We start from the raw sequence: 12,006 nt of genomic DNA on the forward strand, positions 1-12,006 counted from the left end.
CCGCGATGAGCACGATTACCTGGGAAGCATCCAGCGAAGATCAAACCCAACAGCTTGGCCAAGTCCTGGCCGACTTGATTCCGCCCGGGACGGTCGTTTCGCTGAATGGTACGCTTGGTGCCGGCAAGACTCGTCTGGTCAAGGCGATGGCCTCGGCCCTGGGAATTCCGGCCGAAGACGTGATCAGCCCGACCTTCGTCATTATGCAGCGTTACTTCGGTGGCAAGACGCTGTATCACTTCGACGTCTATCGCATCAAAGATGACGACGAATTTCTGGAACTGGGGCCAGAAGAATACTTCGATTCCGATGGCATCACCCTGCTGGAATGGGCCGACCAGGTCGCGAACTGCCTGCCGCGCGATTATCTGCGAGTCGATATCGAAGTGCTTGGCGAAACGACTCGCATGTTCACGATCGCTTCGGTGGGAGCGGAACTGGAAAACATTCCGCTGCAGGTGAAAGACGCCCTGGAAGCGCCCGGTGCTACCTAGGCTGCCAGCGGCTTCGTTCTGGCGAGCGCCGGTTACAAGATGAACCGGCTGAGGTCTTCGTCTTTGCTCACATCGTCCAGACGCTGCTTGACGTACGCCGCATTGATCTCGACGGTGGCATACCGCATATCGGGGGCTTCGAAGCTCAGTTCCTCGAGCAGCCGTTCCATGATGGTATACAACCGCCGGGCACCGATGTTTTGCGTCGTTTGATTGACCTGGAAGGCGTACGACGCGATCTCTTCCAGGGCATCTTCGGTGAAATGAACGGCGACTTCTTCCGTCTTCATTAATTCAACGTATTGTCGCATCAGGGAAGACTTCGGCTCGGTCAGAATTCGCACGAAGTCTTCCTTGGTCAAGTCCGACAGCTCGACCCGAATCGGAAAGCGACCTTGCAGTTCTGGCATCAAATCGCTGGGGCTGACTTTATGAAACGCCCCGGCGGCAATGAACATCACGTGATCGGTGTTGACGTAACCATACTTGGTTTGAACCGTCGTACCTTCCACGATCGGCAACAGATCGCGCTGCACACCTTGCCGGGAAACGTCGTTGCCACCTTTCCCTTCGTTGGCCACGATCTTGTCGATCTCGTCGAGGAAGATTATCCCCAGGTTCTCGGCCAGCTTGATCGCCGCTTCGTGAATCCGTTCCTTATCGAGCAGCGCCTCGATCTCTTGCTCGACCAATACTTTACGGGCATCGGCCACCGTCATCTCGCGACGGGCCGTGTTCTTGGGCATGATCTTCTCGAGCATGCCTTGCAGATCCATGTCCATCTGCTCCATACCCATACCGCTGAGCATGACGGGCGAACCCTTTTGTTCGATCATCAACTCGACATTGCGGTCTTCCATTTGTCCCGCTTCGAGCATCTGCTTCATGCGTTCGCGCGAACGCTCGTGCTTCTCAATTTCTTCCGGTTCGGTCGCCGTATGCGGAGGCCGAGGCGAGATTAGCAAGTCGAGCAAACGTTTCTCGGCTCGTTTTTTTGCATCCTCTTGAACGGCTTCCTTCTCGGTCTCTCGGACGATCGCAATCGCATTGTCGACCAGTTCGCGAACCATGCTTTCGACGTCGCGGCCGTAGTAGCCCACTTCGGTGAACTTGGTCGCTTCGATCTTGATGAACGGGGCCCCGGTCAGCTTCGCCAGTCGGCGTGCGATCTCGGTTTTCCCGACGCCGGTGGGACCGATCATCAAGATATTCTTGGGCGAGACTTCCTGCTGCAGTTCCCCCGGCAGGTTCTTGCGGCGCCAGCGATTCCGCACAGCGATCGCCACGGCCCGCTTCGCTTCGTTTTGACCAACAATGTCGGCATCGAGAAGGCCGACAATTTCTCGCGGAGTGAGGTCCTGATTCGTCGACGACATTAAACGGCCTCCACGCGATGAATTTTGATGTTGTCGTTGGTATAGATATCGATGTCGGCGGCGATCTTCAAACTGGCCATGACAATCTCTTCAGCCGAGAGCGAACTATGTTTGACCAATGCCTTGGCCGCCGCGGTGGCATAGTTTCCGCCCGAGCCGATCCCCAGGATGCCATCGGTCGGCTGGATGACATCGCCGGTCCCGGAAAGGAGCAGCGTCTGCTGGGCATCGACCACCACCATCAACGCTTCCAGGCGACGCATCGCGCGGTCGGTTCGCCATTGTTTAGCGAGTTCGGTCGCGGCTTTGGGGACATTGCCGGGATAATCTTTGAGCATCGATTCAAAGCGTTCGAGCAAGGCAAACGCGTCGGCGGTCGAGCCGGCAAATCCACACCAGACCTTCCCACCCAGCAACGGGCGAATCTTCGAAGCGTCCGATTTCATGACGCTGGTGTTCATGGTAACTTGGCCATCGCCGCCGATGGCAACTTCGCCATTGTGACGAACCGCCAGAATGGTGGTCGAACGAATTCGCATGGGGTAGTCCTCGCGAGCTTTCTCTGCGATTGCTAGGCTGATATCAGATGCGATGTATTTTGTCGCATATTTCCCCCAGCGGCTAGGAGCGACTACCGCTGATCCCCAGATTGAACACGCAATCATGCCTGAACCGATTATAAATCCACTGCTGATGACTCCGCTGAACACCGTTTTGCTGGTCATCGATATGCAAGAAAAACTTGTTCCGCTGGTCGACAGTTCGGAAAAGGTTTTGTGGAACGTCCGGCGTTTGATCGATGGCGCCGGCATCCTCGGTGTGCCTGCTTTGGGTACCGAGCAGTATCGCAAGGGACTTGGCGCTACGGTCGCTCCGCTGGCCGAGAAGTTGGGCGAGATGCCTGACAAGTTACACTTCAGCGCGTGCGATGCAGTCGCCAGCCAACTGCAACAGCTCGAACGTCCCAAGGTGCTGATCTGCGGGATCGAAGCCCACGTCTGCGTGCAACAGACGGCGCTCGACCTGGTGGCGTTGGGTTACGAAGTCTTTCTGGCGGTCGATGCGGTTGGTGCACGTTTCCGCAAAGACAAGCGAATCGCATTGCGACGCATGGAATCGAGTGGCGTGACGCTCACCACCGTCGAAGCCGCCCTGTTCGAATGGTGCCGCGTCGCTGGCACGCCCGAGTTCAAGCAGATCAGCCAGCTGGTTCGCGAAGAAGGGCCTTAGTCACCATCGACTAAGGCAATCCGCCCATGTAATGATCGAAATGCTGCTTTAGCTCTTCCGATCGCTGCTGCGTCCACCACTCGCAGAAAGCGTTGGCTTTCTCTTGGTACTGGACTTTCTCGTGATCGACCAACCGCGAGAGGAAGTCGGGGAACTTCTTCGCCGATGTCTCGGCTTTCCAGCGTTCGATCTTTTCGATCGCCGTGTGATGATCGTTGATCACGCCTAGTTTCGACTGCACTTCTTCGAATGCCGGGTAAAGCTCGTTGCGGAAGATTTCCGGAAAACCGCTCTCGACCAGTTCCAAGGCATAGCGTGTCTTCTTTCCCTCAATCCGCATCTGATGCAGCGACTCCGGCGATTCGCTGAGCTGTTGGGCGAAATGAAAGAAACGCACCACCAGTGGTTCCAACAGCGTCGGAGCAATCTGGGCGAGCGTTTCTTCGTCGGCTACTTCGCGCCAACGAGTTCGCTTGACGACCCCCTTGAACTTCTTGGCAATCCCTTCCGATTCGGCCCACTTGGCGACATCCACCAACTTCGGCTGGGCTTCCTTACGAAGCTTTTGCAGAAAGGTCAGCACTTCGCGTTTGTCGTCGTCGCCGATCTCGAACTTAGCTTTGCGAATTCGTTTCATGAAGACATCGAGGTCGCGTGGATTGCCGGCGGCCTTTCGCAGCTTCTGCGTGACTTTACGAACTTCGGCTGTTCGTTTGAGCGGCAACAGCGACGCGAACAATTGCAGTGCCGATTGGGTCCGTCGCGACCAGGTTCGCAGATGATGAACGTACTCGACATCTTCCTTCCAGCGGTTGGCCGCCAGGGGAAGGTACTCGAGCATCCGCTCCGAGCGGGTCGCGATTGCCGCGCGTGCCACTTCCGAGATCGGTTGGTCAGGGCCAGCCTCACCCAGCCATTTGTCGACTCTACCCATGACTAGCTCGCTGTGCTCGACACGGTACCGTTGGCAGGTCGACGAAGACCGAAACGGATGTCGGTGTTAAAAGCCTTGCAGAATAATTCCGTCCGCGACCGAGCTGCCCACAAATCGACTTCCGGGTCGCCCGTGGCTTCGATCGAAACGAACACATGGTCTGGCTGAAGGGTCACTTCCACCCGCGAGACCTGCTGGCGATGGCTGCGATCAAGAGCCCCGGCCACCCGTAGAATCGCGGCCAACTGCTTCACGCGGGTCTGATCCGATTCGCTCAAGCGGGTGAAGTTACCATGCTTCTTCTTCGGGTTCGCGCCACGATGGTACCGCGCTACGTTAGCGACAATTTCCAACGCATGCCGCGAGAAACCGGGCAACTGGCTGTTGAGAATCAGGCTGTAGCTATGCTTATGGTGCTTTTCGTAATTGATCAGATAGCCGACATCTTGCAGCATCGCGGAAGCATAGATCGTGTCGTCATCCGTTTCGCGGAGATCGAACATCGGCGTCATTTGCCGGAACAAGCTGACCGCCAGGCTGGCGACATGCTGCGTATGGACCATGTCGACCCCGCAGCTCCGCGCGAACGTTTCCATCGCTTGTTGTCGTTGCTGCTCTTCGGCAGCTGTTTTCTCAGGCGAATCGGGACGCATGTCCTCGATCATCGTCAACATCAGCCCGTCGCGGATACCACGATCGTGGATTCGCAGCGTGTTGACGTCCATCCGGTGCATCAGCCGGTCGATAATCGCGATCCCGGCCACGATGATGTCGGCCCGGTCGGTGCTGAGCCCCGGTAGCGCTTTCCGCTGCTTGAGGGTCATCTTGCTAAGCGTATCAAGCGTGTGACTGACGTCGGCTCGATGAATGCGGTAGCCCCATTCCATCTGTCCCACCTCGCCGCGCTGCATCATCAAGATGCTGGCAAGTGTGGTGAAGGTTCCGCCGGTACCAAACAGGACCTGGGGCACGAACGGCCGCTTCTTCAGCAGTGGCTTCAGGTCGCGGTCGATGCCGGCGATCAGCCGCTTGAAACTGTCGGGGGTGGTGAAGAGTTCGTCGTTGATGCCGTACTGTTCCGTGACACGCACGCAGCCGAGCTTCGTCGGGACGATCTCTTCAATGTGTCCACCACACGCGAACACAATTTCAGTGCTGCCGCCGCCAATATCGGCGATGGCGACATTCATGTCGCGGACATCAAAGGCCTGGGCGACGCTGCGGAAGGCGAGCTGACCTTCCATGTCGGCCGAGATGACTTCGATTTCGATCCCCGCTTCGTCTTTGGCACGCTGACAGAACTCGGCCCCATTCGAGGCTTCGCGCACGGCGCAGGTCGCGATGGTCCGAATCTCGTGGACGCCGAAGCCTTCCGCGATCTTCTTGAATCGACGCAGCGCTGCCAGCGAATCTTCGATGGCTTGCGGATCGAGCTGGCCATTGACTGCCAGGCTGTGGGCCAGCCGGGTCGATTCTCGTTCTTCGTCGAGGATGCGATAGTCGAGCCCCGACAAGACCTGCGAGACAACCAGCCGCATGCTGTTGGAACCGATATCGATCGCCGCGCAGCGTGCCTGGTCTTCGCCACCATCGGACGAAGCGGCGGCGTTGGCATCAGTTCCGTCTGTCGTAGATTCAGGCGCGTGTTGGCTCATGTTGTCGCCATCCTTCCAGCAAAAGTTTGTCCCGTCCGATACCCACCAGGGTGCAGAGTCGGCACAATATCCAAGGCAGATTTCCGCGAGCACCCTCGACCAGCCGCCTGGCTGGGCATCCGCTGCGAACCATTTGAAAGAGACCACCGATGAAACGATTGATCCTGATGCGGCACGCCAAGAGTTCTTGGGAAGGTGATGTTGCCGATTTTGATCGCCCTTTGAATGGTCGTGGATTGCGCGACGCACCTCGCATTGCGGAGGCACTCGCCCAACGAGGTTGGTCCCCCGACGTGGTGATCCACTCGGCCGCACTGCGCACCACGCAAACCTGGGAGCTGATGGCAAGCCACTTTCCCGAAGTCCGCAAGGTGGTCTCCTCGAAGTCGTTGTATCTTGGCTCGCTTCCCGACATTCAAGAGGTCGTGGAAACGCTTCCCCCAGACTGTGGCACCTCATTAGTCATCGGGCACAACCCAGGTTGGGAATTAGCGGTTCATCAATTGTCGAATCAAAACCAGCGGATGACAACCGCCAACGCCGCGTTATTTGAGATTGTTGCCGACAACTGGGAATTCCTGTTCACGATGGACGCGAGCTGGCGTTTGGTCGATGTCTTGCGCCCCAAAGAACTTGATTCCTAGGCGATTCGCTTCCCCTACAGGTGGGATCGCGCAACACGACCAAGATTTTTTTCTCGGGCGGCAGTTTTCCGGGCATCGTGGGCAAGGGTAGGGCCTCTGCCGCAACAGACAGCTTTGCGGCGCTGTGCTGCTCACTTTCCGTATAGACTCGACATTTAGCGCGACGACTTCCAGCAAGGCCCTCCTTTCCCCGGGAACGGAGATGCCTAAATTGGGAAAGATCCGCCGCTTAAGACGGTGTATCGCACCACCGGCCCACTCAGATAGGTGGCCGGCATTACGTCGATTCGTAGATCACAACTCAGAGGAAGTTCGTTCATGTCCCACCAGGTTTGTCTTCTCTCAGGCGATGGTATCGGTCCTGAAATCACGACAGTCGTTCAAGAGGTCGTGAAAGCTGCCGGTGTCGACATTCAATGGGTTCCTTGCCAGGCCGGCCTGAGTGCCTTCGAAAAGTATGGCGACCCTCTGCCTCAAGAGACACTCGATAACATTCGCCAGACCAAGGTCGCGCTGAAGGGGCCTTTGGCGACCGCCAGCGGCAAGGGCTTTCGCAGCGTGAACGTTGCCCTGCGAAAAGAACTGCAGCTCTACGCCAATTATCGCCCGGCTCGTACGCTGAAGGGGGTTCCAGCTCCGTTCGATGACGTCGACTTGATCGTAGTTCGCGAAAACACCGAAGGCCTTTACAGCGGCCTGGAACACACGGTCATCCCAGGCGTGGTCGAGAGCTTGCGTGTGATCACCGAAGTTGGTTCGCGCCGCATCGCCAAGTTCGCCTTTGAAACCGCTCGGAGCCTGGGCCGCAAGAAAGTGACTTGTATCCATAAGGCCAACATTCTGAAGCTGAGCGACGGACTGTTCCTGGATACCTGCAACGATGTTGCCAAGGACTATCCAGACATTCAGTACGACGACTGCATCGTCGACGCCGCCGCCATGAAGATGGTCATGAACCCGCACCAATTCGACGTGCTGGTGATGGAAAACCTGTTCGGCGACATTCTGTCCGACTTGGCCAGCGGTCTGGTCGGCGGTTTGGGCGTGACCCCAAGTGGTAACCTTGGCACCGATGCCGCCGTATTCGAGGCCGTTCACGGAACCGCGCCCGACATCGCCGGCAAGGGCCTGGCCAATCCGACCGCACTGCTGCTAAGTTCGACCATGATGCTGAAGCACATGGGCGAAACAGCCGCTGCCAACCAAATCGAGTCCGCCCTGTTCAGCGTGCTGGAAGAAGGCAAAACGCTGACCGGCGACATGAAGGGCTCGGCCACGACTAGCCAGTTCTGCGACGCCATCATCGCCAAGCTGGGTACCAGCTAAGCGGCTGAATGGCTGCCGCGAGACAACTTCACGAAAAGCCCCAAGCAGTCTGCCTGGGGCTTTTTGCGTTGCAGCGGCAACGTGGGCTAAAATCGGCCTGTTATGGGGCCCTCGATTGAGCGGTCTATTCTGAAGAAGAAGCGATTCTCCTTTGTTGAAGAATGGACCATGTTTACGTTTCGCAGCAAAATTCCTGTTTCCGTTCCGATGGCTTTCCATTGGCATGAACGGCCCGGGGCACTCGATCGGTTGCTGCCTCCATGGGAAAATGTCCAGATCGAACAGCGGAGCGATTCGATCGATCCAGGCTCCCGGGTGGTGCTGCGAATGTCCCTTGGCGGATTACCGCTGCGGTGGGTCGCCGAACATACCGAGCTTCATCCGAACGACTATTTCCGCGACCTGCAGGTTTCCGGTCCCTTTTCGCGCTGGGAACATACGCACCGGTTCCACACCGATGACGAAGGGAACTGCGTGCTGGAAGATCAGGTCGACTACCGCATTCCTGGCGGATCGCTCGGCCAGCGGCTCGGCAAGTCGACCGTCGAACAGATGCTTGTGCAGATGTTTCGCTACCGCCACGATACCACCACGCACGACTTAATCGCCCATGCCCGCTACCAGGAACGCTCGCCCATGAAGATTGCTATCACCGGTGCCAGTGGACTGGTTGGATCGCAGCTCGCTCCCTTCCTGACGACCGGAGGGCACGAAGTCGTGTCGATCTCGCGATCGGCGGGCGAAAACACCATTCAATGGGACATCAAGAATCAGCAGATCGACGCGGCGGCCCTGGAAGGAATCGACGCGGTGATTCACCTCGCCGGTGAAAGCGTGGTCGGACGCTGGACCGACAAAAAGAAGGAAGCGATTCGTCGCTCGCGAGTCGATGGGACCACGCTTCTGGCCAAGACCCTCGCTGGCCTGCAAACGCCACCCAAGGTTCTGGTCTGTGCGTCGGCCATGGGATTCTATGGCGATCGCGGCGACGAAATCCTAACCGAATCATCGCCGGCCGGAGATGGCTTTCTGGCGGACGTTTGTCAGGAATGGGAAGCCTCGGCCGATCCCGCTCGCCAGGCCGGCATTCGCGTGGCCCATGCTCGCCTGGGGATCGTCCTTAGCCCGAAGGGTGGCGCCCTCAAGCAGATGCTGACGCCGTTCAAGCTGGGTGTCGGCGGAAAGATTGGCAATGGTAAACAGTGGTGGAGCTGGATCTCGCTCGACGATGTGATCGGTGCTCTGCATCACATCATGATGAACGAAACGATCCATGGTCCTGTGAACTTGACCGCTCCCAAAGCGATGACTAATCTCGAGTTCACCAAGGTGTTGGGCTCGGTCCTTTCGCGACCGACGTTCCTGCCGGTGCCCGCCTTCGCGGCGAAGTTAGCACTTGGTGAAATGGCGGACGAGATGTTGCTTTCCAGTTGCCGCATGGAACCGAAGGTGCTTGAATCGACCACCTATCCATTCCGCGATCCAAACCTGGAACGTTGCCTGCGAAAGCTGCTGGGGCGCCAATAATTGCGGCTAATCTTCCTCGTACGTACGCACCCAGATATCCGCTGCCACCGGCTGGACGACCGATGCCTGGTACTCCCATTTCACGTTCGACTTGCCGTCCGCTTCCACTTCGACCAGGTCGCGAAAGACCTTCTGCGGCGGGCTTTGCCGCATAGCACCTTCCAGCTGCTTGAGCCGTTCGTTCCAGCGTTTCCGATCACGCTTTTCTTCAAAGTCATCGTCTTCGTCGAACACGTCCGGGTAATAGTCTTCATCGTAAAGCTGCAGCAAATCTTCGGCCTGCATCCGTTCGTGGATCACCACACCATGGTTCTGGAGGAAGTCCCACTGGAACGCGTTGAGTTCCGCCTCGCTGCGATAGTTTTTCAAAACGCGATCACTGAAGAACTGGGCGATCGCAATTCGCCAGCGTGATTGGATCTGACGAATCTCGGCATCGGTACGCTCGACTCCTTCCAGGCTCGCTGCCCGCAAGATCTCGTCCTCGGTCGGCCCGCCACGTTCGATCCGCCAATCCATTTCGGCTGCGTAGGCAATCTCGAATCGCTGCGGAAAGTCTTCCCGCTTGCTACGCACGACATGCTCTTCCGGGGCATCCTGTTGAAATCGCTCCCATAACTCCGATGGACTCGTCTGCGGAAGAAACTTCATGTGGGCCGGCGGATAAAGATCGAGTCCATGATACGAGATGGTGGTGTAAGTCCACGACGTTCCATCTTCATATCGCCGAGAAACATCGCACCAGACCTTCGCCAGGGGATGGCAATACACGACTGCCAGCGAACCGGTCGCATCGTGAGCTAAAACCCGCAGATGCGTCATGATCTCTTCGGTCGAGTAGTCGTCCCAGCGTTGGAAACCGAGCTTCACCCACTCGGCGGTCAGCCTTTCAAACTGAGGTAGTTCCGCCTCGTCGACCCAGTCATCTTCGTAACTGGCGACCTCGACCAGCTTCAAACGAAAAGGAGGAACCTGGCCTGCTTGTCCGTCGGCCATCTTGCGGACCAGCATTTGCAGAAACGACCAATACTTCCAGCGGATCAGCGAGAAAAGAACAATCACCAGCAAGATAAACGCAACGAAGAACCCTGCGACGATCTCAAGAAAAAGCCACATCGTGCGAACCTCCGACGTCCTATCCAAAGTGCCCAACGACGGTGTAATGGCGAAACCTTTCGCTCGCGAGTGTCGGCAGGTTACCACCCGCCTACTGGCAAATCCACCCTTTTTTCGCAACTTCCCCGCGGGTTGAGCCAGAGGCCTGTTAAGTGGAAGCGGAAGGTACGGTTCAATACGGTTCTTGGATGTTGCCCTGTGAAAAAGGACTCTCCCTTTGTCTGCCGACCTTTGGAATCTGCGAATCAACGACATCAATGGCGCGGAGGTCGCTGATGGCAAATATGTGCTGTACTGGATGATCGCCAACCGGCGAACCGAGTACAACTTTGCCATGCAGCGGGCAGCGTGGTGGGCCGAAAAGCTTGGCCAGCCTCTGGTAATCTTCGAGGCGCTGCGGGTCGGATATGAGTGGGCTAGTGATCGCTTGCATACGTTCGTTCTGCAAGGGATGCGCGACAATCAACAGGCCCTTAAAGACGCACCGGTCATCTACTATCCCTACGTCGAGCCAAAACCGAACGCGGCCAGAGGCCTGATGGAAGCCTTGGGGGGCGACGCTTCGGTGGTGGTGACCGATGAGTTCCCGTGCTTCTTTTTGCCACGCATGGTGAACGCGGTCGGCAAGAAGCTGAAATGCAAACTGGAAGCGATCGACAGCAATGGCCTGCTGCCGCTGCGTGCCACCGAGAAAGAATTCACGCGGGCCTTCAGCTTCCGACGGTTCCTGCAAAAAGAACTGCTACCTCACCTGGAGGTCACGCCAAACGCGAATCCGCTCGCCAAGAAGTCGTTCCCGGCGGCCGATCGCAAGCTGATTGCCGAGATCGAACAGAAGTGGCCAGCAATCGACGAGAAGACACTGGCCGATCCCGCCAACTTTATCGCCAGTCTACCGATCGATCACGATGTTCCGCCGGTCGACACCGAAGGGGGCGCGAAGGCAGCTGGCAAACAGCTTCGCTGGTTCCTAAAGAATGGCCTTTCCCGCTATGCCGATGAACGCAACGACGTCGAGAGCGAATGCGTCAGCCAACTTTCCCCTTACCTGCACTTCGGCCACATCTCGGTCCATGAGGTCTTCCACGAGTTGATCCAGCAAGAGAAGTGGGAGCCCAGCCAGGTCTCGAAGAAAGTGACCGGCTCGAGGGATGGCTGGTGGAACATGAGCCCCGGGGCCGAGGCGTTCATCGACGAGATCCTCACCTGGCGCGAGCTAGGCTACAACATGAGCCACCTGCGAGACGACTACGATCAATACAGCTCTCTGCCTGACTGGGCCCAGAAGACGCTGGAAGAGCACAAAGACGACCCGCGCGAGTTCGTCTATTCGATGGAGCAGTTCGAGAAAGCCCAAACGCACGACGACCTCTGGAACGCCTCTCAGAGACAACTGGTCCGTGACGGGCGGATCCATAATTACTTACGGATGCTCTGGGGCAAGAAGATCCTCCACTGGACCAATACCCCCCAATATGCCGCCAAGATCATGATCCACTTGAATAACAAGTACGCGCTCGACGGGCGGAACCCGAATAGCTACAGCGGCATCTTCTGGGTCCTTGGTCGGTACGACCGGGCCTGGGGTCCGGAGCGCGAGATCTTCGGCAAAATCCGCTACATGACCAGCGATAGTGCCCTGAGAAAACTCAATTTGAAAGGGTACTTACGGGAGTACGCTGGCGGCAAACTGTTCAAGTGAAA

At 57.4% G+C, this 12,006-nt stretch carries 11 protein-coding genes; 6 read left to right on the forward strand and 5 right to left on the reverse strand.

Going from position 1 to position 12,006, the window contains the following annotated elements; all coding sequences use genetic code 11:
• Positions 1–5: 5 nt before the first annotated feature.
• Positions 6–494: a tRNA (adenosine(37)-N6)-threonylcarbamoyltransferase complex ATPase subunit type 1 TsaE gene (tsaE, locus tag ABD890_RS24785; protein WP_345095677.1), complete on the forward strand. Its 489-nt coding sequence runs from the start codon at positions 6–8 to the stop codon at positions 492–494.
• A gap of 32 nt (positions 495–526) precedes the next feature.
• Here tsaE and hslU read toward each other — a convergent pair whose 3' ends face one another.
• Positions 527–1,870: an ATP-dependent protease ATPase subunit HslU gene (gene hslU, locus ABD890_RS24790; RefSeq protein ID WP_345095679.1), complete on the reverse strand. Its 1,344-nt coding sequence runs from the start codon at positions 1,868–1,870 to the stop codon at positions 527–529.
• Positions 1,870–2,409 (reverse strand): ATP-dependent protease subunit HslV, encoded by a 540-nt coding sequence (gene hslV / locus ABD890_RS24795; protein ID WP_345095681.1) that lies wholly within the window; start codon positions 2,407–2,409, stop codon positions 1,870–1,872. The genes hslU and hslV overlap by 1 nt, the downstream gene beginning before the upstream one ends.
• A gap of 124 nt (positions 2,410–2,533) precedes the next feature.
• Here hslV and ABD890_RS24800 point away from each other — a divergent pair, with 124 nt between their 5' ends.
• Entirely contained in the window at positions 2,534–3,100 is a 567-nt protein-coding gene (locus tag ABD890_RS24800; protein ID WP_345095683.1) for an isochorismatase family protein, read from the forward strand.
• Between the two features lie 10 nt (positions 3,101–3,110).
• Here the strand turns inward: ABD890_RS24800 and ABD890_RS24805 are convergent, their stop codons facing one another.
• Both ABD890_RS24805 and ABD890_RS24810 read right to left on the reverse strand, forming a co-directional pair.
• Positions 3,111–4,034: a CHAD domain-containing protein gene (locus ABD890_RS24805; protein ID WP_345095685.1), complete on the reverse strand. Its 924-nt coding sequence runs from the start codon at positions 4,032–4,034 to the stop codon at positions 3,111–3,113.
• Positions 4,035–4,036: 2 nt separating this feature from the next.
• The gene (locus tag ABD890_RS24810) at positions 4,037–5,689 is read right to left on the reverse strand and encodes a Ppx/GppA phosphatase family protein (RefSeq protein WP_345095688.1); all 1,653 of its coding nucleotides are present in this window, start codon (positions 5,687–5,689) and stop codon (positions 4,037–4,039) included.
• A 149-nt stretch (positions 5,690–5,838) separates the two neighbouring features.
• Here ABD890_RS24810 and ABD890_RS24815 point away from each other — a divergent pair, with 149 nt between their 5' ends.
• From ABD890_RS24815 to ABD890_RS24825, 3 genes are all read left to right on the forward strand, one after another.
• On the forward strand, positions 5,839–6,333 hold the full coding sequence (locus tag ABD890_RS24815) for a SixA phosphatase family protein (RefSeq protein WP_345095690.1): 495 nt from the start codon (positions 5,839–5,841) through the stop codon (positions 6,331–6,333).
• Between the two features lie 318 nt (positions 6,334–6,651).
• On the forward strand, positions 6,652–7,659 hold the full coding sequence (locus ABD890_RS24820; RefSeq protein ID WP_345095692.1) for an isocitrate/isopropylmalate dehydrogenase family protein: 1,008 nt from the start codon (positions 6,652–6,654) through the stop codon (positions 7,657–7,659).
• A 168-nt stretch (positions 7,660–7,827) separates the two neighbouring features.
• A complete protein-coding gene (locus tag ABD890_RS24825) occupies positions 7,828–9,186 on the forward strand; it encodes a TIGR01777 family oxidoreductase (protein WP_345095694.1) in 1,359 nt (452 codons plus the stop codon).
• A gap of 6 nt (positions 9,187–9,192) precedes the next feature.
• Here ABD890_RS24825 and ABD890_RS24830 read toward each other — a convergent pair whose 3' ends face one another.
• On the reverse strand, positions 9,193–10,302 hold the full coding sequence (locus tag ABD890_RS24830; RefSeq protein WP_345095696.1) for a hypothetical protein: 1,110 nt from the start codon (positions 10,300–10,302) through the stop codon (positions 9,193–9,195).
• Between the two features lie 217 nt (positions 10,303–10,519).
• Between ABD890_RS24830 and ABD890_RS24835 the strand changes: the two genes are divergently transcribed.
• Entirely contained in the window at positions 10,520–12,004 is a 1,485-nt protein-coding gene (locus tag ABD890_RS24835) for a cryptochrome/DNA photolyase family protein (protein ID WP_345095698.1), read from the forward strand.
• The last annotated feature ends 2 nt before the right edge of the window (positions 12,005–12,006 follow it).

The sequence above is a fragment of the Bremerella cremea genome, assembly GCF_039541315.1.
In the GTDB taxonomy this organism is placed as follows: domain Bacteria; phylum Planctomycetota; class Planctomycetia; order Pirellulales; family Pirellulaceae; genus Bremerella; species Bremerella cremea.